The following is a 22,296-nucleotide window of genomic DNA, read 5'->3' as shown; positions in this document are numbered from 1 at the left end:
CTTATGTCTCAAAACTCTTGCCTCCCCACTTGGAAACTAATTTTATCCAAACCAGTTTATTATTATAAAATGTAATGTTTTAAAGTCAATACAAGTTATGTTCTAAAATTGTTTTTTCAGACATTTAGATGACAAAAAAATAAGACTGGCAAAAAACCAGTCTTATTCGTTTAATTGTAACTTATTTTACAGTCCAAAGTGATTGTTACTTCTGTTCCCAGATTCTTTTTCGACATAAGAGTGACATAACCGCCCATAAGCTCCACAAGCTTTTTGGTGATGGTAAGTCCCAGGCCTACGCCTGTAAGATTTGCATCCAAGGCGTTTTCTTCTTTGGTGAATGCATCAAAGGCAATATCTTTAAACTCTTCACTCATACCAATACCATCATCCTTGATGGTGATGGCCATCCTTGCCATACTCATGTTGCTGCAAGGCTGCTCTTCCACTGTTACCTTTATGGTACCGCCTGCACCTGTAAACTTTAGAGAATTGTCGATAACCGCCATAATTGCCTGCATTAATCGTTCTCTATCTACCATAATATCCTTGGTCTTAATCTTTTTTGTCTTAACAGAATAATTAATACCTTTAGCATCAGCCCGTGGCTGTATATAGCTTTCAATATCTTTTGCAAAGGCCGCAACATTAACCTTTTCTTTATTAAGCATCAGTTTGCCTTTATCAAGAATACTTGCATCGATGATTTTGTCTGCAGTAGTCTTGATGCCTTCACTGTCATCTGCAATCTTTTTAAGGCTGTCGCTGATTAGCTTCTCATCATCCATCACCTGTGTTGCTGTGCTTGAAATATTGTGAATTTCAGTAATAGGTTCCTTGATACTTCTTGCAATGTTTTCAATAAGAACTAATTGATTTTTATTTGAATTTCGAAGAGCAAGAATAACCTTGTTCTTTCGGATTGTTCTCACATGAAGGATTATCACTGAAACAACAACAATCAATACAATGACAATCAGCACGCCCATCAAATAATCATCTAGCCAGTCTATAAATGAATAGTTATATAAATCCTTAGTATATTTGTAAGCAATACTCTCAGAATAATCATCTGCCAGGATATTAATACCTCGGTTTAAAAGACGGAGCAAACCGTCATTACCAATTTTTACGCCAAGGCATCTGCCATCCTTCTCAGAAAGCTGTCTAACAGATAATCGGTTGTACTTATAATTCTTAAGAATCTCACCTGCACGCAAACCATTGAGAGTAGTACAATCAACTTCATGCTTCATAACAGCTTCCAAACACTGTTCGATGTTGTCGTAATAAACTATCTCTGCCTCTGGATAATATGTCTTTATGTAATAGTACTGCATGCTATTACTGCTATTTACAGCAAATGTAGCAGCGCTAGGATTGACCACAACATTATCAAATACCAACTCTGTACTGATAGAAACCACTGGCTCTGTCTGGTAAATACCATTTTGCTCAGAGTGATATATACCACCACCTACTGGAAAGGCAACATCAATTTCTTCGTTATTGATGGCAGTTATCATATCTTCGTATGTATCATATCCCACATAGGACACGCTGATATTGTTCACATCAATAGCATTGAAAATGGCAGGCATCAGTTCTCTAATAACACCTGTTACATTTCCATGCACATCTGTAGAACTGTATGGAAGATAATTGTTTAAATAGCCAACAGTCAACGAATCATTATTTTCCAGCCAGGCTCTTTCAACTGATGACAATGCCTGTGCCGATACGCTGGAGCCATGATACTTTGAACTAAGTGAGCTTGTATAATATGGCTCGTCATTAAATAAATCAGTCTGCGCAGCATTCAATTCTTTTAGAAGGTCACCTCTGCTGTTGCTGACACAAATATAATAATCAGTCATTCCAAAGGTCAAAAGAACCTCGTAACCACTTCTCTTATTTGTACCTTCACCTTCAACAGCAAGAACATCTACTACTCCTGCTTCAAAATCTTCTGTGAGCTCGTCAGTATATTCATAACGTACCACATCGGCATCTACATTATATTTATCAAGATATTCATCTAATGCATCTGCCATGGCACTATCAAGCACACCTATAGAATGTCCCGTTAACGTCTCCACATCACTAGTTATTTCATGATTACTTTCGTATTTAACCAGATTGTAGGATTCGGTACCCATTGCAATATCTGGATAGCCAATCAAATCCGCTCTTTCTTCCTTATAAGCAAGGCCAGCAAGCATATCTATATCTCCATCAAGTAACATCTGATAGAGATCATTAAAGCTGCCATACACATACTCATAACGCCATCCTGTATACTCAGAAAGCTTCATATAGTACTCGTAGGCATAGCCTGATTTTATAGCGTCTTCGGAGGCTCCTTCCTGGAATATTTCATTCTCATAGTAGCCAATTTTAACTGTCTTAGGTTGAACATTTGAAGCAGACACAAAAAGAGGACCTTGCAATAAAGATATAACAAGGCCCATAACTATCAGATATGTCAAATTCTTCAAATGGTTTCCTATAAAAGAAACTCTCCTCATAAATCAATCCCCTAAATTAATTATTGTTTCTTTTACTTTAACACATTTCGCCAGAAAGTGGATATTTATCTGTAATTTCTTTTATGATTTTGCGAGCTTTTTCTACGCCAGCTTCCTGCTCCTTGATAACAACTGCAATTGCCTCAGCAACCTTGTCGAAATCATCCTCCTTAAGTCCACGTGTTGTAGCAGCTGGTGTACCAAGACGAATACCAGATGTTACGAATGGCGACTTTGGATCATTTGGGATTGTGTTTTTATTTGCAGTGATATGTGCATCATCAAGAAGCTTCTCAACAACCTTGCCTGTAAGCTCAAATGGTGTAAGGTCGATAAGCATCAAGTGATTGTCTGTACCACCAGAAACAATTTTAATACCTCTATCCTGGAGGCCTTTGCAAAGAGCCTGAGCGTTCTTTACAATCTGCTTGCCATATTCTTTGAATGAAGGGTCCAATGCTTCCTTGAAGCATACAGCCTTACCTGCAATAACATGCATAAGTGGGCCACCCTGGATTCCTGGGAAAACAGCCTTGTTGAAATTGTACTTTTCATTAGCTTCGGCTGTTGCCATAATCATACCACCTCTAGGACCACGAAGAGTCTTGTGTGTAGTGGTGGTAACTATATCTGCATATGGGATTGGGCTCTCATGAACACCTGCTGCTACAAGACCAGCAATGTGAGCCATGTCCACAAACAGAACTGCATCAACTTTGTCACAGATTTCTCTAAAGCGCTTGAAATCAATCTTACGACAATATGCAGATGCTCCTGCAATAATCATCTTTGGCTTGCACTCAAGTGCTATACGCTCTACTTCATCGTAATCGATGAAACCATCATCATTTACTCCATAAGGAACAATGTTGAAATAGGTACCAGAGAAGTTGGCTGGTGAACCATGTGTCAGGTGTCCGCCGTGATCCAAATTCATTCCCATAACTGTGTCCCCTGGCTTAAGCACTGCAAACTGCACTGCCATGTTGGCCTGTGCACCAGAATGAGGCTGAACGTTTACATATTCGCAACCGAATAACTCTTTTGCACGCTCACGAGCAAGCTCTTCGATTACATCTACTTCTGCGCAACCGCCGTAGTAGCGCTTTCCTGGATAGCCTTCAGCGTACTTGTTTGTAAGTACTGAGCCCATTGCAGACATTACTGCTGGTGATACCCAGTTTTCTGAAGCGATAAGCTCGATGTGCTCTGACTGACGATTGAACTCCTTAACAATTGCCTCTGCAACTTCTGGATCTGTGTTTTTGATGTCCTGTAGTGTGTACATTATAATCCCTTTCTTTTATAAATATTTCTTTTCAAACTCGCCTCTAGATAGTGGTTTGTCAAAGAAGAATCCCTGCGCTAAATTAACGGAGAATTTTCCAATCATATCTACCTGCTTGTCCATTTCCACTCCCTCAACGCAAACATCTACGTCTAAGGAATCAGCAAGCTCGGAAATAGTCTTTACAAATGCTTCAGAGAAATGATCTGAACCCATTTCTGAGACGAATGCTTTATCGATTTTGATAGTATCGATAGGCATGCTCCTAATATGATTGAGGGAAGAATAGCCTGTGCCGAAATCATCCAGCGCAACTCTGCATCCCAATTCTCGAATGGCCTTTAATATCTTAACCATCCATTCCATATCATTTATAGCCAAAGACTCTGTTACTTCTAGAGTCAAGTTTCTAGGATTAATTGATGTAACTTCCAGTACGTTTTTCAGTTTTTCAATGAAATCATTCTGTGTTAACTGAACAACCGAAAGGTTAACATTAACCTTGTATTCAGGATGACCGAAATCATTCCAGTGCTTGCATGCCTTTGCTGCTTCCAAAAGAACATGCTCTCCTATGGCATTGATAAGCCTCATCTGCTCCGCCTGACTGATAAACTTGTCCGGCATAACCATGCCATATTCAGATGAATTCCATCTAACCAAGGCTTCGGAACCACAGCACTGTGGCAAGCCATTGATAAATTCCATAATTGGTTGGAAATAAACCTCGAATTCCTTACAGTCATCTTCTACAGCTTTTCTCATGGCCTGGTCCATTTTAACCTTTTCTGCCATAACTGCTTCGGATTTTGGACTGTAATACTCAAATCGGTTCTTGCCCTTATTTTTAGCGCCGTGAACTGCGATATTAAGTCTTGTTAGAATATCTGTGGAATCTTCCAAATCAGCAGGAGCTTTTACGCATCCCATACTCATTGTGCAATAGTAATCCTGGTCGTTAAGTCGCCATGGATTATCGAAAAGATTCATGATTCTCTTGATAATTAAATCAAGATTTTCATAATTTTCATGGTCAATGAGGACTGCAAATTCATCGCCACCCACACGGTAACATTTACCGTGGATATAAGAAATATCATTAATGCTATGAGCAACATACTCAAGCAAGTCATCTCCGATTTTGTAGCCCAGTCCTTCGTTGACGCTAGCAAAATCATCCAGGTCAATCATAAGCACCGCAAACTTGGTATCAAGCTTTTTAGCCACATGGAACTCTAATGAAATATCCTTTTCACAAGCCTGTCTGTTGTAAAGACCTGTCAGGATATCCTCCTGGGCCTGTTTTTCAACCTTCTTTTGATAGATACGAAGATCTGTAATGTCATAGAAAGTAATCATTCTAACATCTCTTCCATCCACCCACTTGAGCGAGTCGATTGAAATGTCGAACCACTTTCCAGAACCATTTGCTGAATATCCATTTAGCTCAGGAAGTGTGTATCTCTCATCGAAAATAATTTCTTCGATTGCCAACCTATCAACTTCATTTTCAAACATGATTTTGAAGGTATCGTTTGTATAAAGGATTTGGTTGTGAGCCAAATCTGCAACAACAACTCCATAGCCAGCATTCTGTAATATTGCTTCAAGCGCATTATAAGAGCTTGCCAAGGAATTGGTAGTAATCTTTTTCACTAGGACAGTATGAATGATACGCTTAATGTCATTTGCAAAACGCAAATCATCCACACTCCACTTTCGCTCCTCTCCAATAGAGAAGAAGCATAAATACATTGCAGCTGAATCATTCACATTGATTGGTAGGAAGATAGCTGCTTTTATTCCATATTTTATGAAGAAAATCTCGAAGGCTTCAGGAAGAGAAGCATCCGATGAAATGGTGTATGGCTTTCCGTTCATAAATGGAAGCTCTACCAAAGGAACCTCCTGGAAGCGAGAAATCAGCGCTTTGCGGCCTTCTGCACACCATTCAGAAATCATATCCACACCTATTCCGCTGGAATCAATCTGCAGCAACGCTGTATGGGTACAGTCCAAATATCTGCCTGATTCCTTGAGAATATCCTCGGATATCTTTGAAAATGAATTCTCAGACTCCATCAAACGAAGGATATCTGTCATGATTTCATTTTTCTTTAGCTTATATGTAATTTCATTCTCAACATCTTTTTCTTTCATCAATTTTTGACGTAAAAGATGCGATTTGAATTTTTCTGCGAAATAATACTTTGTAAGAGTTTCAATAAGTGAAATTGATTTGTCGAAGGAATCCTTTGTAGTAAGACGAATCGAGGAATCCAATCTGACTTCGATAGGAAGCTGAGTTCTATCAACACCAAAGCAAAGCCATACCCCCATAAGCTCTCCTTCGGAGCCTCTGATAGCTACGCCCCTGTACATGAGATAATCAGTTGTGCCGTATCTTTCCACGATGTTTTCCGCGGAACCATCCACAAAAGAATCAACAATTTCTCTTCTGAGTTCAGGAGAGAAATTAGAGTCAACAAAATCCTCCTCAGGCTTTGAACCTGAGAAGGATGTAATTTGTCCTAAGTTTTTCCCAATACACATGATATACATATCATTAGATTTGCAGAATACGTCCTGTAATGACTGCATATCATCATTATTGATTTCCAATTCAAAATTTAATCTACTAGAGTTGTCCATCCATATTTGTCCTCGAGCCTACCCCACTGGATACCTGTAAGAGTATCGTAAAGCTTCTGTGTAAGCTCTCCGGTTTTACCTCCATTTATTACAACAACATCATCCTTAAAACGGAGCTCACCAACTGGAGAAATAACTGCTGCTGTTCCTGTACCAAAGACCTCCTCAAGCTTGCCTTCGTGGCCAGCCTTCATAAGATCATCAATTGCGAGGCGCTCCTCTCTAACATTATATCCCCAATCTCTTAATAAATGGATCATAGAATCTCTAGTAACACCTGGGAGTACGGTACCAACTGTTGGAGCTGTCCAAATCTCTCCATCAATCTTGAACATGATGTTCATTGTACCAACTTCCTCAACGTACTTACGCTCGTTACCATCCAGCCAAAGAACCTGAGAATAGCCAAGCTTCTCTGCCTTTACCTGACCTGCGATAGAACCCGCATAATTTCCACCACATTTTGTAAAGCCAGTACCGCCTGCAACTGCTCGTACTAATTCATTTTCTACTAAAATCTTTACTGGGTCAAGTCCTGTTGCATAATATGCGCCAACTGGACAACAAAGAATCATAAATTTGTATGATTTTGCCATATGAACACCAAGAGCAGCCTCTGTAGCAAACATAAATGGTCTGATGTAAAGTGATGTATCTTTCTGAGATGGAACCCAATCCTGTTCTGTCTTAACAAGAGCCTTAACAGCTGCAACAAAGTCCTCAACTGGGAATGCTGGCATGCAAAGTCTTTCATTAGAATTAATCATTCTCTTTGCATTCATTTCAGGTCTGAAAAGCTGGATTTTACCATCCTCACGACGATATGCCTTCATACCTTCAAATGTCTCCTGTGCATAATGGAGAGTCATGCATGCTGGATCCAATTCAATTGGTCCCTCTGGGACAATTCTGGCATCGTGCCAACCGATTTCTCTATCCCAATCGCAGACAAACATGTAGTCTGTCATATACTTTCCAAATCCAAGGTTGTTCCAGTCTGGTTTTTCTTTTAATTGTTCACGCTTTTCAAATCTGATTTCCATTTTCCGCCTCCATGAAATCTATGCTCTGATCTTATTAAATATTAATAGAAATTTTACCCCTTTCATCTAGTACGAGTCAACACTTTAACGCACTAAATTATTAAATTTTTTCGATTGTTTTTTGTCACTTTTTGAACATTCTTTGAACTTTCTGAGTTTTAGGCAATTCCACGTAAAATGAATGCTATAATCAGTTTAAATACTACACATAGGAATGATTTTATGAATATATATACTCAAGTATGCGGCCTGATTATTGTATCCATGCTCCTGTTCTTTTATAAACGTCAACCGACTATGGGGCTTGTTTCAGAGCGCCGTTTTATCGAAACCTTATATGCTATCTTGGCTTGCGTCATCCTAGATATTGCTTCTTGTTATTTCATAGTTTATGGATATCGATACAATCCAATGATTACAACAATAGTAGGCAAATTCTATCTACAGTCCCTACAAATCGTTTCCTTTTTTGCCTTTAAGTACACCGTTTCAGACATTGTGGAAACAAAAGGAAGTCAGGCTGAGATACTTTTAGATAGATTCATCAAGTTTTGCTTTGTTGGTGGAGTTTTATTAACTCTGTATTTGCCTCTCAATTTTTATTACGACGGAATCAAGCTATATTCCTATGGCCCAGCTGCCATACTTACTTATGTACTGGCATCCATTTATATTCTGAGTGTTGCCCTTTCCGCATTCCTATTGAGACACCACATAAAACGCCAAAAGATCAATGCTTTACTTATATGGATGGTAATTTGGAGCCTAGCTGCAATCATTCAGTTTATAAGACCACAATATTTGATTGTCAGCTTTGCCGCATGTATTGGCGCATTAATAATGTATTTTGAATTGGAAAATCCGCAGGGAGCTATCTCCAGAAAAACCGGTCACTTCAGTTCCGCTGTAATACATGACTATTTTGATTTCCTATATCAGAATAAAAAGACTTTTTCGTTAATGATGATTTCCTTCAAAACTGTTGGAGACGCAGTTAATGAAAATAAATTGCTTAGACAAACAATAGAAAAGCTTTCTGAGTTTCTATTTAGCATTGATACAGCCAAAGTTTTCGATACTGCCGAAGGCTATTTCCTTTTGGTATTCGACAGCACCGATTTTATGGAAAGTACAAAGTTTAAGATTGCCACCTATTTTCAATCCATAGAGGACAATCCAGACATTGCTGATGCCATTACTCTACTAAATCCTTTCTACACTATCATTCCAAATTGTAATGTAGCTGAGGATGCAGATGAGCTTCAAATGCTACTAACAAACTTCATTCCTAGTAGCCACAACATGACTAACAAAAATGAAGTTGTGGTTAACTCAGAAACTATGGCAGAGCTTAGGAAGCACAAGCTTGTTGAAAAAATGGTTGTATCTGCCATGGAAGAAGACAGAATTGAAATGCATTATCAACCTATTTACAACATTTCAACTGGCTTATTCACAGGTGCTGAAGCACTTGTTCGAATTAGATTAAAGGATGGTACATTAGTTTACCCAAATGATTTCATCCCTGTTATGGAAGAAACCGGACGAATCATTCCACTATCGGACGGTATTTACAGAAAAGTCCTTTCCTTTATGAAATCATACCGAGTTGAAAAACTGGGAATTGAAAAAATAGAGATTAATCTTTCTGTTAAGCAAGGTGAAAGTCCTGTATTTGTATCTAGATTTACAGAGTTGTTGGAGCACTACGCTGTTTCACCATTGCTTATAAATATGGAAATCACAGAAACCAGTTCCTTAATCAGTAAGGAAAATATCCTTAACAATATGAAAAAGCTAGAGGAAAAAGGTATTTCCTTCTCACTAGATGATTTTGGTTCTGGCACATCCAATCTGAATTATATAATTGATATGCCTGTAAGCATTGTAAAACTGGATAAGCATTTGACTGATGAATATTTTAAGAATAACAAAGCCCGGGCTATCGTAAAAACTGTTATAGATATGGCTCATTCAATGGATATTAAGATAATTGCCGAAGGAATTGAGACCAAAGAAGCACTTGAAACTATGAAAACTCTGGGGGTTGATTACATTCAGGGATACTATTTCACAAAGCCATTACCTGAGCATGAGTTTTTAAAGTTTCTTCAAAGCAATAACCTTAACTAGCCATCAAATAATAATAGAGAGAAGGAGAATCATATGCATACTTTTCAACCTTATCCAATTAATATGTTGGAATGGAATCCAATCCAAAAGCTTGCGGATGACGGTATTGCAATCGTTGCTGAGGCAGACGGAAAAGTCAATGCCACCTCGTCCCACAACGGAGGCGTAGGTCATATCTGGGGAAAACATGTAGTCTACGCATTTCTTCGCAACACACGATACACAAAAGAATTACTTGATAAATCTGAGTATTTTTCAGCATGTTTCTTCGATATGAACGACAAAAACAACGTGCAACTAATGAAGGTACTTGATCAGCTTAGCGGCCGCAACGAAGACAAGCTTCGCCTGTGCCACGTAGATATTGAGCACGCTATGAAGGTTCCTTACATTGATGATGCAAACTTCATTATTCTATGTCGAAAAATAGCTGCCGTTCCAATGACCGAAAACACTGTGCTAGATGAGGCTATTCTAAACAAACAGTATACGGAACGTCACTTGGACGATTTTCACACCATGTATATTGGCGAAATATTAGATATTCGCGCAAGATAAAAATAATGCTGGCCAGAATCCTGGTCAGCATTATTCTTTTTAAGAACTATTTTAAATTATATTCGATTGTTATATTTCCCATGTCTGTGCCTACTGTAGCCATAGCGCCAGATATAATTGGCATTGCTGGTGCAATATGTCCTACGTCTGCATCCATCACTATAGGCACATTGTACTTTCCAAGAATTCCAGTGACTGCATTATACTGATCAAGTCCCATCATTTCCTCCTGCCATGCTGCTAGAGGACGACCAATTATAAAGCCTTTGGCATTCTCAAACCATCCTGCTCTATCCAGATTCCACAGTGCTCTGCGTATAGACATGACATTTAAGTCGCAGGCCTCTAAAAACCAAATCACACCTTCATCGCTGTATCGCTTATTGAACTCAGCCACCTTATCGTATTTTGTGCCAACAAGATTTGCCAGACAGTCCAAACATCCTCCTGTGATTCTGCCTGTAAACTGAGGCAAACGATTTACTGCTGCATCTCCACTGTAAAGCTTTAATTCTTTTTTCTCTGTGAGATTGTATGAAACAAGAGGATGCTCCTCGTCCTTAAGTGACTCCAACTCAAACATGTCGTATCCTGACACTTTATCAAGCTCTCCGGTAAATGCCTTTATAGAATCAAGCAAAGCCTGGTGAAGGTACTCTGCTCCAAAAGCTCCTATGCTTGGTCCATAGATAGATGCCACATCGCAGATAGTATTAAGAAGAAAAGTGAAGTTGGTATTGTCTGAGTATCCCATGTACCACTTTGGAGCAGCATTTTTAACTGCATCGAAATCAACATAATCCAAAGTCTCACACATCAACTCTCCACCGCCACAGCTAATAAGTATATCGTTGTCTGATGAACAATAATACTCTGTAAGCTCGGTTCCACAGTTAAGAGGTGTGGAGCTGATTCCTATTCCATCATCCTTTCGGCAGTTAGGCCCTTCAACTATGGAGTAGCCCATGCCTTTAAATCTTTCTATAGCTGCATCCATACAGCTTTTATATGGTTCAAATGTACATCCAAAGGATGGTGCAACAAGCCCGATTGTGCCATTCTTTTTTAGAAACTCAGGATATCTCATTTCATTTTCTCCAATCTGCTATTACTACAAAAATAAATATGAGGGAGCAAGTCTTCCCTCATATTTATTCTACATAATACTATTTACTTTGCAAAGACTTCTAGCGGTATTAAACACACCGCCAACGTAAATGCGATAACACATCCTGTTATCATGCGTAAAGCTAAATTAATCATACTCCCCATCCCCTTTTACTATGAATTATATATATCAATATCAAATAGCTTTTCTGACTTAGCTACAAGCAAAGTACCTGCCATATCGCCTGTTGTGTTGTTCATGGTGTCAAACATATCAACCAAAGGATTAACAGGTAATATCAGTCCAATTGCTTCCACTGGAACTCCAATTTGTCCAAGTAGAACACCGATACAAATTAGTGCTGAACCTGGTACTCCAGGTGCTGAAAATGATAGTAGAATTATGGATAATGTCATGGACATAATCATTGGAGCTGTCACTTCCACACCGTAAGCTCTTGCAAGGAATATTACAAAAGATGTGAGGAAGATACATGTACCATCCATATTTACAGTAGCTCCCAAAGGAATTGAGAAGTTGCATACCTTTGGAGATATTCCAAGTTTTTCCTTGCAGATTCTCAAGTTAGTAGGCATAGCTGCCGAGCTTGAAGAAAGGGTTAAGCTTGTAACCATTCCTTCTTTGATATTTCCAAAAAACTTGAAAGGATTAAGATGTCCAATAACTAATACCAAAACTCCATATACACAAATCATTACAAATATGGTTCCCACTTGAACTAGTGCTGCTGTCAACACAGATACCAGTGATGCTCCACCCATATCCACAATCATTAATGCGATTGAACAAAATACTGCGAATGGAATAGCTTTTGCAATCATTGTAGTAATTGTCAAAAACAGTGAGTTGCAGGCTTCAAATATATCCTTAAGTATAGTTGAGTACTCGCCAATCATTCCCACAGCTACACCAACTAAAAGCGCCAAAAACATAACCTGCAATGTATCAGCCTCAACAAATGGCTTTACAAAATTGGAAGGAACAATATTTACAAGGGCTGATATAAGTGAAAAATCCGCATCGCTAGTTTCAGCTACAACAGTAGTATCTTGAACAGTTTCTAATGCAAATCCCCACTCCCCTGCTTTGAATAACAAGGAAAATGTAAATCCCAAAGCCGTAGCAATAATTGTGGTAAATGTGTAGAAGCCCATTACCTTTGCTGCCAAACGTCCTAACTCTGCTAGATTCTTAAACTGAGAAATACAAGTAACCAACGAGAAGAATACAACCGGCGCGATGACTATTTTTATAGCGCTCATAAACATAGTCTTTATAGGCCTAAGAAGGTATGTACAAATACCATCTCCAACAGCAGCTGGTATGACATCCTTTAAAAGCAATCCCACAACAAGTCCTAATACCATAGCAACGACTGTGTTGCGCACGGCAGTTTGCTCCGCCTTTACAACCACAATTCTTACTCTGTTCTCGCCATTCTTGTGAGTATATTTGAATTTTTCGCCGTAGGCTCTTAGGAGAATAGAACGGACAGCCTCCTCTTCATCCTCATCAGCTGCAGGCTCAAATTCCTGCCCCTTCATTTTTAGTTCAACACTCACATCTCCCAGGAAGCTGGTGATTTTGATTCTTAATACAGCATCTGGCGCTGCATTCTTAGCAAGCAACACAATTGTCTCTTCTGATAAAAGCTCTGCTCTTATAGCGTTGGACTTGGAAACCTTTCTTTTTATCAATGTCTCCTTTATATATTTCAGTGCCTGCTCTAAATAATCTTCATCGTTGATTTTTATAATTATAGTATCTTTCATAGAAACCTCATCTTAGGCAAATCGCCATCTGTTTTTTCTGACTTATATAAAGCATATTTTCTAAGTTCGTCTCGCTGTTGCTTATGCAGATTATCGAAATATTCTTTCTCTCTCTTGGCGTTGGATGTAGGAATATCAGTGGCCTCCTCTTCCTGCTTCTTTATCATCAATTCCTCACTCAACTGATTGATCTGATGCTGCATTCGCATCATATTGGTAGCCATGTTTTTCATTATCTTTAAAATGTCATCACGGTTTTCCTGAATAAACTGGCCCATCAATCCCTCTGTGACGCGCAACAATTTTACCGGTGAATACGTAATAATCGTATAAATCGCAGGTTTCCCAGTAAGAATTCCAAACTCACCAAAGCATGTCCCCGGTCCAATCATTCCTATCAGGATTTCATTCTCAGTTCCATATCCTGTGTACATTTCCGCATGGCCTGAGAGAATCTTATACATATCAAGATTAATCTCGCCCTCTTTAAGAATCATTGTTCCTTCAGGCACCTCATAAATCTTGTTTCTGTTGGTTATACTGTTTCCATCAAAAATATTCGCCATGTGCCACCTCTCATTTCCGCCTATTTATCCCTTGTAAAGCAGGCAAAGCTGAGTAATATCATCAAACTGCATTGCGTCGCCCATGTATTCAGTTATTTCTACCTGAACGCCTGCAAGTGTTTCCTGTGGTGTTTCATAATCATTCTTGTTAAGAGCTGCAAGAGCATTGTCCATTCCCCAGAATTCTTCTTTTTCATTTGTTGCCTCTGTAACACCATCCGTATATACGAAGAAAGCATCACCTGGCTCCATTTTGAATTCGTAGTTCTTGTATTTAACGCCCTCCATAGCACCAATAGGAAGACCGTGCTTATCCTTTAAGTACTCATATTTTCCACCAGCTTTTTTGATTGCCGGATATTCATGACCTGCATTTGTTGCAATAACATCTCCTGTAGTAACATCAAGTATTGCAAGCCATACAGTTACAAACATATCAGCCTCATTTCTTGCACATACCTGGTTATTTACGAATTCCAGAATCTCTGATGGAGTTCCACCCATCAACGCTCTATTCTGAATCATTGTCTTGGTGAGCATCATAAACATTGCAGCCGGAACACCTTTACCTGATACATCGGCGATTACCACTACCAGATGATTCTTATCCATAAAGAAGAAATCGAAGAAATCTCCACCTACCTCCTTCGCAGGAGTCATAGTTGCATAAATATCGAACTCATTTCTATCCGGGAATGGTGGGAAAACATTTGGAAGCATTGCCTCTTGTATTTTTGTAGCAATACTTAGCTCCGCACCAATTCTTTCCTTTTCCGCAGTTATCTGGGTCACCTCTTGGATGTATTCCTTCATTCGCTTTGTCATGCTTTCAAAGCTCTCTGCCAGATCCTGGGTCTCATCATCAGTGGTCTCATCCCAGGTAAAATCTAGGTTGTCTCCTTTTATCTCAAGAACTTTGCTTGTCAGCTTATTCATTGGTCTAACAATACTTGTTGCCATATGTCCTGCACCGATAAATACAACAACTGCTGCAATAATTCCGATTATTACAAGGGAATAAAGCATTCTTAAAATATACTTAGTTAAAGTAATTTCCAGCTCATCATTTTCATTATTAACCTCTGTCAAAAGAGCATTTGTAGTACTAAACACTTCACTTTCAGGAAGCATTACTATAAAGGTCCATCCAACTGTCTTCATAGGTGCGAAAGCTGCATAATACTTAACATCATTTAATGTAAAGTTTCTTACTCCTGTATTTCCGGCTACAGCTTCACTTACCATTCCTGCAAAGCCAGGATTGGTGTCACCTCTCATATCCGTATTTGCGTTTTCATCTGTTACAGTTAAAACGCCTGCTGTATCCGATGAGAACAATAGCTTGCCTTCATTATTGATAATCGCAGCAATACCGTTTTCTCCTATTTCTGTAGAGGAAACCATTTCATCCAAATCATCCAGATACATTCCGGCACAGGCAACACCCATAAATTGGTCATCATAATAGATAGGCGAACCGCACATCATACCTACTCTTTTTCCAGTGGATTCTCTGACGATATTTGTGAAATACGTTTTCTTTGCCTCTTTGGTTCCGATATACCAAGGTCTCTCAGAGGCTTCATAATTCAATGGATTTCCATTCTCATCACATTTTGCAGCTGAGCTATAATCAGCCTCTATAAACAGTCCAGATTCTGTTGCATAATAGCAAGCCGCCATTGCTTTATTACCAGCATGGGCATCTAATAAAGTCTGTCTGGCATTTCCCAAAAGTCCGGCTTCATCAATAATTGCTGAATCATTGATGTTTGTATTTGCGCTATATGTCATATGAAGAGATAATTCTCCGTTGTTAGCAGGGTCCGGAGGATTTACCATATACCTGCCATAACTATCCGAGTTGGCATATAAGTACTCAGCATCTGAAGCAAGTAATTCGACCGTATCTCTAAACTTTGCAAACTCCGCATCTGCAGTATTTGCCTGCCCTGTTGCAATGTCCTGCATATGAGCGGTGATTTCGTTCTCCATTGTTTCAGATGTAATACTGCTTATTTGGCTGCCCAGACTCTCGTTTCCATTATGGATTTCCTTCATCATTCCAACCATTCTCAGAATGATATTGACTCCAAGAACAACCATAGTTAGAACTATCAGCAGTATCATTGCCTTTAGTATTTTTCCCCTTAATGATTTCTTCTTAATCTCTTTCATTTAACCCTCTTCCCTAAGACTTAATATCTTACGTATCAATACTTTAGCGTTATCTGTAAGCTCCAATTCTTCTACGTTGAAACGTACATCACCTATATATTGCATAAACATCTGCTCTTTTTTATTACAAAGTAGACGCATTCCCGAAACAAAGAAACCTTCATCCATTAACACCCTTTGAGCCCAAACACTTTCTGGAGCTTCAATAGGCAGGATCAATTGCATTGTCCACAATTCTCCATGATATTTATTTTTTATTTCAACAATTTGCTCTTTGAAATCCACTCCGATTTCATTAACTCTTATAATTACCTGCTGCTCTCTTGCATTGACCTTTATTTCTATGTCCGACTGGGGTATTTCTGGTTCTGCTTTATCTGTAAAAATCTGGTACTTAACACCCAGATTGTCGTAGATGTACTGAGCTAGGTCCTTTGTTTTCTCATCAATGTAAACTCTTTTATTTTCTGGCTTTATCAGCGGCAATAGAAGAATTGCCTGAACGTATTTCTCATTGCTTCCCAAGTGAAAACTGTTATGCATTTTGGAGGTGATATAACTTCCAAAGTTAAAGCCGATTGGTAGCATTCCCTCCTTCTCACACATGGACTGGGTAATCTTGTGAAAGGTAACAGCCGTTGCGTATATGCTGTAAAAGCTTTGTTTTCTTGCGATATCGTAGGTGTAATCCACCAGCTTTCTCGACAAGCCAAATCCCCTGTACTCCTTGAAAAAGATTTGGGATGCCCCTTCCACATATTCATCCTCTGGCTTATGACTTATCATGGATTGAAACCCGCAAAGCTGTTCCCCTTCCACTGCAACAAACAGATTCAGGTGGGGCATGTTCTTCCTCAAATAGTCTTCACTATAAAAGGCTCTGCGATAATAGCAATCACCGTACTCTTCCCTTATGCAGGAAACGATGCCGGGTATATCCCCTTCTTCTGCCGGACGAAGTATATATTTTTCATCAATTATCATCGGGCTAGTTACCATCAACTATGTCCCTCCATAGTAACAATCACATTATTTAAACCAAACAGCTGGGTATAACGTATATCCGTTGCCATTTTGTCTACCATTCTCATTCCAAACAATTCTTCCGAATCAGAATCTATCTCTTCTTCATGTGCAAACCAGGTAACTGGATTAAACATTTCTCCACCACACCTGGTTCTAACAATGATTGTATTTCGTAAAACCGATATCTTTACATCGATACCTGAGTAGTCCTCTTTAAGACAATGATTAGCCATTAATATGGATATCTCTTCCACAACCATCGGTATACGAATACCTTTAAAGCTAACCTTGTTATCTCGGCAAAAATCCTCTACCTTTTCAACAAGCGCCATGTTGTCATCATATGTACCAGATGAAACTGCACTGAAAAATATCTCATCACTTCTCTTCGGAGTAAGAAGTATAGTTTTTAAATTATGATCCTTAGCTCTTTTATATTTGCTATATCCCCACAAAATGGCGAAATCTACCAATTCAACAAGGATGAATTCCACTCCATACCAAGTGCTTGCATCAATTCTCAAATGTGCTGAAATCATTAGCACTACCAAAATGAAGCTGTGAAGCACTGTAAATGTCATGGCAGCTACATTTTCTCCTATAGCCGTGTAATAATAGATATATTCATTCATATAGGTAGCAGGAATAAGGCTGATAGCCACAAGCCTAATCATTAATGCAGCCTGTCCTATCAATTCAGGCTCGGTAATACCAAAGGCCATTGCTACGTTTTCTGCAAAGATACAAAGGACGATTCCAAGTGAAATCATTACCACCGAAGAATTTTTCAGTGAGCCATTCATTACCTTCTTCTGTCCATCTGAATCATGCTCTCCATAAAGGATTCCCACCAGCGGATACATTGCCATTCCAAATCCAGTTACTGCTGCAGAGGCAAAATTTATAATTGCGCAACCTATTGCAAGTACACTGACTCCATCTGTTCCTAAAAACCTAAGGACCAAACTATTCAGCCATATTGTTCTAAATACTTTGCACAGATTGTTAAGTCCCGATGCAGAACCAGCGTAAAGTGCGCTACCTGTAATTGGTACAATCTCCTTTTTTCCAAGCTTAACCATACGAATATTGCTTTTCTTGGAAAATATAAAAGCCAGTCCAATAAAATCGGCTATCATCATGGATAAAACATTACCCATTGCCACTCCAGTAAGGCCAAATCCCAGAGATAAAAGCACATATACCAGAATCAAATCTAGAACGCCCATTAAACTAAATATCCACATAGAATATTTAGCTCTTCCAGCTATCCTTAGAAAATTAAAGGGAAAATACATTAAAGTATTGAAAATACCACCAACAAGAACTACTTTTCCATAAGCAACACTCATCAAATACAGTTCACTGTCGAACCCAAGGAATGACATGAACCAACGTAAATTGATTAAGCATATGGCGCTGATAATTGTTGGTATGATTATAGATAGGCCAAAAGCTACCTTTTCATATTTGCCAGCCATTTCATAATCATGTTTGCCAAGTGCAACCGCGGCCTTAGACGCAGCCCCCACACTGACAAGGCATCCAATCATGGCATACAGAAATGTAAAAGACGATAGAATATTCATTGCTGCCAAAGCAGATTTTCCAAGGAATCTGCCGGCAAACAATGTATTTCCAAATGTAGAAATTGTCACACCAAGAACAGCAACGATTGTTGCCATCTCGTGCTTTATGAGTGTATTCTGTACATATTTGCCATCAGCAATACTATTTTTCATATCCCCAACCCGTTTGTCTCAATAGACAAAATCCCACATCCTGCTATGGGATGTGGGAATCGTATACCTAGTTACTCAATTGTAAGAATATCAGAGAAACCTGTTACATCAAAGATTTCCATCACTTCCTCAGACACATTAGTAATTGTCATCTTTCCTTGCTTATTCATTGTCTTCTGTGAAGAAAGAAGAACTCTAAGGCCTGCACTGGAAATGTACTCTAATTTTGAAAAATCAAATGTTAACTCTGTAACACCACTAATATCCCCATTAACAGCTTCTTCAAGCTGTGGTGCTGTAGAAGTATCAAGTCTTCCCTCTAAAGCAAATGCTAAACTTGCACCCTCTTTTGTTTTGTTAATGTTCAACATACTTACTCCTCCTTCAATTTATAAACAATTGTCATCTGAACTCTATTATTTTTAACTCCAACAACTACGTCATCAGCAATGCTTGCTACAATAGATTTTTCCAACTCATCCCAAGCATGCATCATACCTTCATTAGAATCTTTGTTTTGTTGTAATGCTTTTCGATAATCCTCCATAGACCACATAAATCCTGTGGTTGCAATTGGATTAGTTGCTGCAGATACATCAGTATAAACACCTAAGCCACCGAAATTCACGCTTACTCCGTTGTATTCCTGATTCAGCTTCATTACGCTTTCGTAATTAAGAATTCCAGTTTCAATAATATCCTTCAGCTTACCCATAAATCCATGAGCCAGCTCGTTGTTACCAGATGTTGACATTGATAAGATATCGTATTTCTTATCTGCATTCATTTGTGTGTTACCAACTATCTTGATTGCACATTCTGATTTATATTTCTCAACCCAAAGAAGAGCTGTGAAATCACCAGTCATTGCATCGAACATACCAATTGTTTCTTCCAAAAGAAGCTTAATCCTAAGAGTATCCTTCTTTTTAAGCTCCAATGATCCAACGCAATTATCAACTTTGTTATACGCCTCTGCCAGCTTATCCGAATCTGAGGTAAGAAGTATTTGAGCTGATGTTGTAAGAGGTTTTTGAACTCCTATACGGCTAATTGATTCAGTGAAATCCTTGGTGATAATCATAAGAACGTGATTATCCTTTACTCCAACCTGAATATCATCCGCCAGGTTTGCTAAAACGGATCTTTCCAAATTGCCCCAGGCATCCTCAGAGTATTTATCTTGAGCCCTCTTTTGTAAAAGCTCTGCCTCATATTCAGCTAAAGACCATGTAGGTGCTTTTGGCTTAATAAAGAACTCTCTTAAATTATCAAAAAAAGTTCTATCTGCACTATTTGTACCTGTTGAGGAAACAGATAAGAATTCCTCCTGCTTATTTGCATCCATATTGCTTTCTAATTGCAAGCATATATGGGAAATTCTTGCTGTACCTTCAAACCATAACTCAACTGTTGATGAATCATTAGCAATAGATTTTACTAACCTGATAGCCTCCTCTGCTAAAAGAGAAAACCTTGAGGCATTTTTGCCAGTGATATTTAGTCTGAATAGATAATCCTCAAGAATGTCTTCTACTCTATCGAAATGCTCTTGTAAATTAGAAATTCGAATATGTTCAGACTGCATTCTTTACTCCCCTTTCTCTTTATTTAGTCAATTATTAGTATAACCTTTTTCTCCGCTAAATAGCCTACTTTCACAGTTTTTTCATTAAAGTTAGGATGTTTTTTCCATCTTTATTTTGGTATGTAACATCATCCATACTTTGCTTTACCATATAAATGCCTAATCCACCGATTTCGCGTTCTTCTGCCGCCAATGTGATATCTGGATCTGGCTTTTCAAGTGGATTATACGGTAATCCATGATCTTCAAAAGTAAGAAATACCTTTCCGTCTTCTGAATCAACGGTAAGTTTCATTGGTCCAGTGCCCGTATCCGGAATTGTCTTTCCATTTTCATCAAGCTTCGCATATGCGTAGTGGGCAATATTTACATATATCTCTTCCAATGCAATAGTAAGCGTCATGATATCTTTCATACTGCATCCAAGTTCCTCAAGCTGTCCCTCTACAAATGCAGTTATCTCATCCAGCTTATCTACTGTGGCTTCACATTCAAATGTTTTTTTCATATATCTTTCCCTCAGAAATAATGTAAGTCTAATTAGATTATTTCAACTTTTGTCACTGTATCTACTATTATTGCACATCATTTACATTATGTGTTCCTTTTCAAAATACTTTCACAATCATTTCATTTTCTTGGATACAAGAATCCATAAAAAAATATCCACTTAACTGCTTGCTGCAAATTAAGTGGATATTATGAATTCATTTTTTAGATTTCCTCGCTGCCCTTCAGTTCTTTGATACGCGCAAGGATTTGTTTTTCATTGAATGTGAAGAAGATACAAGCTCCAATGAAGCAAGTAACAAATGCAATTCCTGCTGTCATACGATAGCTAGCCTTTGTCTGAGCAACTGTAACAGAAGTAAATACTACCATGGCAATTGCCTGCCCCATTTTGAATGCAAAAGTACGTGCTGCAAAGAACATACCGCTTCTGTCTTCACCAGTTTCAAGACGTGTAAGCTCAGCAACATCGGCAACACATGCCTGTGGAAGAATTCCAAGGATTGCCATTGGGATAGATGCTGCAACAGCAATAATGAAGCCCCACTGTAATCCCTTGCCACAGAAGGTTGTTACAAGGAATACACATGCGTATGCAAAGAATCCCACAATAATAAGCTGCTTCTTTCCAATTTTCTTAGCTAAGATGTTTACTGCTGGATAGAGGCAAACGCTGATGAATGTCATTGTTGCAGTAAGGACAAATGTCCATGTATCTTCGATTTCCATAAGCTGTGTCTCGTAGAATGCAAGACCTGTCTGGAATAATGTAAGTGCAAAGAAATAAATAACATCACTGTATACGAAATGTCTGAACTGTACATTAGAGAATGTCTTAACAAGTGATGAAAATGGCTTTGTCTCACTTGGTTTGCTTTCGATGTAATCACGCTCGTTAATGTAAAATGCTGGAATGAGCATTGCAATACAAGCTATAGCTGCCATGATTGCAACTGACATTCTGATGGAACCAGCCTGTCCAAAGCTTCCCTCCAAAGCTCCCGCAACGTTTGGAAGTAAGAATGAAATAGACTGACCTACAATAAATGTAAATGAAATGTATGTTGATACGTTTATACGATGCTGCTGTGTGTCACCTAGCTCTGCAATAAGAGCGTTGTAAGGTGTGCAGAACATTGTCATAAAAAGATAGAACACCATTAAAAGTACAAACAACACTACGTCATTTACGACTACGTTGCTTGTTTGTGGAAGCACAAAAAGACCAATAGTACATAGAGCAAATGGGACTGCCATGGCTCTCATAAATGGAATACGTCTGCCGCCCTTATAGTCAGCTCCATCTGACCAGCCAGCAATAAGTGGATCTGTGATTGCATCGAAAATTCGACCGCAGGCAAGCACAAGACCAAACAATGTTAATTTGAAAAGAATTGGATTTTGAGTGATTCCAGATGCAAAAAGACCTGTGTTAGGATTCTGTGCACTTGGTGTGCCTGTGTAGTAGTAAACCATCCAGTTGGATACTACACCTGATAGAAGGCTCCAACCGAATTGCCCTAATGCAAAGATCCATAAGAGTTTGTTAGTAATAGGTTTGAGTTGTTTCATTATTCAATTAT

16 protein-coding genes are annotated in these 22,296 nt (G+C 38.7%); 2 read left to right on the top strand and 14 right to left on the bottom strand.

Features of this window, described 5'->3' with window-relative positions; genetic code table 11:
- Nucleotides 1–170: 170 nt before the first annotated feature.
- From BM102_RS05090 to BM102_RS05075, 4 genes are read right to left on the bottom strand one after another with little or no spacing between them, the layout of a single operon-like run.
- Nucleotides 171–2,528: a transporter substrate-binding domain-containing protein gene (locus BM102_RS05090; protein ID WP_090479555.1), complete on the bottom strand. Its 2,358-nt coding sequence runs from the start codon at nucleotides 2,526–2,528 to the stop codon at nucleotides 171–173.
- 37 nt (nucleotides 2,529–2,565) lie between these two features.
- On the bottom strand, nucleotides 2,566–3,816 hold the full coding sequence (glyA, locus tag BM102_RS05085; RefSeq protein WP_044937376.1) for a serine hydroxymethyltransferase: 1,251 nt from the start codon (nucleotides 3,814–3,816) through the stop codon (nucleotides 2,566–2,568).
- A gap of 15 nt (nucleotides 3,817–3,831) precedes the next feature.
- Nucleotides 3,832–6,468, bottom strand: coding sequence for a sensor domain-containing phosphodiesterase (locus BM102_RS05080; RefSeq protein WP_090479552.1), 2,637 nt, complete (start codon nucleotides 6,466–6,468; stop codon nucleotides 3,832–3,834).
- Nucleotides 6,447–7,511 (bottom strand): branched-chain amino acid aminotransferase, encoded by a 1,065-nt coding sequence (locus tag BM102_RS05075; protein ID WP_044937557.1) that lies wholly within the window; start codon nucleotides 7,509–7,511, stop codon nucleotides 6,447–6,449. Before BM102_RS05075 ends, BM102_RS05080 begins: the two co-directional genes overlap by 22 nt.
- A gap of 222 nt (nucleotides 7,512–7,733) precedes the next feature.
- Here BM102_RS05075 and BM102_RS05070 point away from each other — a divergent pair, with 222 nt between their 5' ends.
- Nucleotides 7,734–9,644 carry an EAL domain-containing protein gene (locus BM102_RS05070; protein ID WP_177194908.1) on the top strand — a complete coding sequence of 637 codons (1,911 nt, stop codon included), beginning with the start codon at nucleotides 7,734–7,736 and terminating at the stop codon, nucleotides 9,642–9,644.
- A gap of 33 nt (nucleotides 9,645–9,677) precedes the next feature.
- A complete protein-coding gene (locus BM102_RS05065) occupies nucleotides 9,678–10,202 on the top strand; it encodes a flavin reductase (protein ID WP_090479546.1) in 525 nt (174 codons plus the stop codon).
- Between the two features lie 46 nt (nucleotides 10,203–10,248).
- Here BM102_RS05065 and BM102_RS05060 read toward each other — a convergent pair whose 3' ends face one another.
- The 10 genes from BM102_RS05060 to BM102_RS05015 all read right to left on the bottom strand — a co-directional run bounded on the left by BM102_RS05060 (nucleotide 10,249) and on the right by BM102_RS05015 (nucleotide 22,285).
- Nucleotides 10,249–11,289, bottom strand: a complete 1,041-nt coding sequence (locus BM102_RS05060) for a S66 family peptidase (RefSeq protein WP_090479543.1) — start codon at nucleotides 11,287–11,289, stop codon at nucleotides 10,249–10,251.
- A 194-nt stretch (nucleotides 11,290–11,483) separates the two neighbouring features.
- Nucleotides 11,484–13,103 (bottom strand): dicarboxylate/amino acid:cation symporter, encoded by a 1,620-nt coding sequence (locus BM102_RS05055; protein ID WP_090479540.1) that lies wholly within the window; start codon nucleotides 13,101–13,103, stop codon nucleotides 11,484–11,486.
- On the bottom strand, nucleotides 13,100–13,669 hold the full coding sequence (locus BM102_RS05050) for a Crp/Fnr family transcriptional regulator (RefSeq protein ID WP_044937357.1): 570 nt from the start codon (nucleotides 13,667–13,669) through the stop codon (nucleotides 13,100–13,102). The genes BM102_RS05055 and BM102_RS05050 overlap by 4 nt, the downstream gene beginning before the upstream one ends.
- Before the next feature lie 24 nt (nucleotides 13,670–13,693).
- Nucleotides 13,694–15,847: a SpoIIE family protein phosphatase gene (locus tag BM102_RS05045; RefSeq protein ID WP_090479537.1), complete on the bottom strand. Its 2,154-nt coding sequence runs from the start codon at nucleotides 15,845–15,847 to the stop codon at nucleotides 13,694–13,696.
- On the bottom strand, nucleotides 15,848–16,846 hold the full coding sequence (locus tag BM102_RS05040) for a GNAT family N-acetyltransferase (RefSeq protein ID WP_090479535.1): 999 nt from the start codon (nucleotides 16,844–16,846) through the stop codon (nucleotides 15,848–15,850).
- On the bottom strand, nucleotides 16,846–18,615 hold the full coding sequence (locus tag BM102_RS05035; RefSeq protein ID WP_090479532.1) for an MATE family efflux transporter: 1,770 nt from the start codon (nucleotides 18,613–18,615) through the stop codon (nucleotides 16,846–16,848). Before BM102_RS05035 ends, BM102_RS05040 begins: the two co-directional genes overlap by 1 nt.
- Nucleotides 18,616–18,686: 71 nt before the next feature.
- Nucleotides 18,687–18,983: an STAS domain-containing protein gene (locus BM102_RS05030; protein ID WP_044937552.1), complete on the bottom strand. Its 297-nt coding sequence runs from the start codon at nucleotides 18,981–18,983 to the stop codon at nucleotides 18,687–18,689.
- A gap of 5 nt (nucleotides 18,984–18,988) precedes the next feature.
- Nucleotides 18,989–20,203, bottom strand: coding sequence for a hypothetical protein (locus BM102_RS05025; protein WP_090479526.1), 1,215 nt, complete (start codon nucleotides 20,201–20,203; stop codon nucleotides 18,989–18,991).
- Nucleotides 20,204–20,273: 70 nt separating this feature from the next.
- The gene (locus tag BM102_RS05020; protein WP_090479524.1) at nucleotides 20,274–20,711 is read right to left on the bottom strand and encodes an ATP-binding protein; all 438 of its coding nucleotides are present in this window, start codon (nucleotides 20,709–20,711) and stop codon (nucleotides 20,274–20,276) included.
- A gap of 206 nt (nucleotides 20,712–20,917) precedes the next feature.
- Nucleotides 20,918–22,285: an MFS transporter gene (locus BM102_RS05015; RefSeq protein WP_090479521.1), complete on the bottom strand. Its 1,368-nt coding sequence runs from the start codon at nucleotides 22,283–22,285 to the stop codon at nucleotides 20,918–20,920.
- Nucleotides 22,286–22,296 lie beyond the last annotated feature (11 nt).

It is taken from the genome of Pseudobutyrivibrio sp. JW11 (genome assembly GCF_900115355.1).
GTDB lineage: Bacteria > Bacillota > Clostridia > Lachnospirales > Lachnospiraceae > Pseudobutyrivibrio > Pseudobutyrivibrio ruminis.
Note: the sequence above shows the minus strand (reverse complement) of the source record. Positions and strands in the feature narration are given on the sequence as shown.

Coding starts and splice junctions, on each gene's coding strand:
- BM102_RS05090 (WP_090479555.1), bottom strand. CDS start 2,528: ATGAGGAGAGTTTCTTTTATAGGAAACCATTTGAAGAATTTGACATAT.
- glyA (WP_044937376.1), bottom strand. CDS start 3,816: ATGTACACACTACAGGACATCAAAAACACAGATCCAGAAGTTGCAGAG.
- BM102_RS05080 (WP_090479552.1), bottom strand. CDS start 6,468: ATGGACAACTCTAGTAGATTAAATTTTGAATTGGAAATCAATAATGAT.
- BM102_RS05075 (WP_044937557.1), bottom strand. CDS start 7,511: ATGGAAATCAGATTTGAAAAGCGTGAACAATTAAAAGAAAAACCAGAC.
- BM102_RS05070 (WP_177194908.1), top strand. CDS start 7,734: ATGAATATATATACTCAAGTATGCGGCCTGATTATTGTATCCATGCTC.
- BM102_RS05065 (WP_090479546.1), top strand. CDS start 9,678: ATGCATACTTTTCAACCTTATCCAATTAATATGTTGGAATGGAATCCA.
- BM102_RS05060 (WP_090479543.1), bottom strand. CDS start 11,289: ATGAGATATCCTGAGTTTCTAAAAAAGAATGGCACAATCGGGCTTGTT.
- BM102_RS05055 (WP_090479540.1), bottom strand. CDS start 13,103: ATGAAAGATACTATAATTATAAAAATCAACGATGAAGATTATTTAGAG.
- BM102_RS05050 (WP_044937357.1), bottom strand. CDS start 13,669: ATGGCGAATATTTTTGATGGAAACAGTATAACCAACAGAAACAAGATT.
- BM102_RS05045 (WP_090479537.1), bottom strand. CDS start 15,847: ATGAAAGAGATTAAGAAGAAATCATTAAGGGGAAAAATACTAAAGGCA.
- BM102_RS05040 (WP_090479535.1), bottom strand. CDS start 16,846: ATGGTAACTAGCCCGATGATAATTGATGAAAAATATATACTTCGTCCG.
- BM102_RS05035 (WP_090479532.1), bottom strand. CDS start 18,615: ATGAAAAATAGTATTGCTGATGGCAAATATGTACAGAATACACTCATA.
- BM102_RS05025 (WP_090479526.1), bottom strand. CDS start 20,203: ATGCAGTCTGAACATATTCGAATTTCTAATTTACAAGAGCATTTCGAT.
- BM102_RS05020 (WP_090479524.1), bottom strand. CDS start 20,711: ATGAAAAAAACATTTGAATGTGAAGCCACAGTAGATAAGCTGGATGAG.
- BM102_RS05015 (WP_090479521.1), bottom strand. CDS start 22,285: ATGAAACAACTCAAACCTATTACTAACAAACTCTTATGGATCTTTGCA.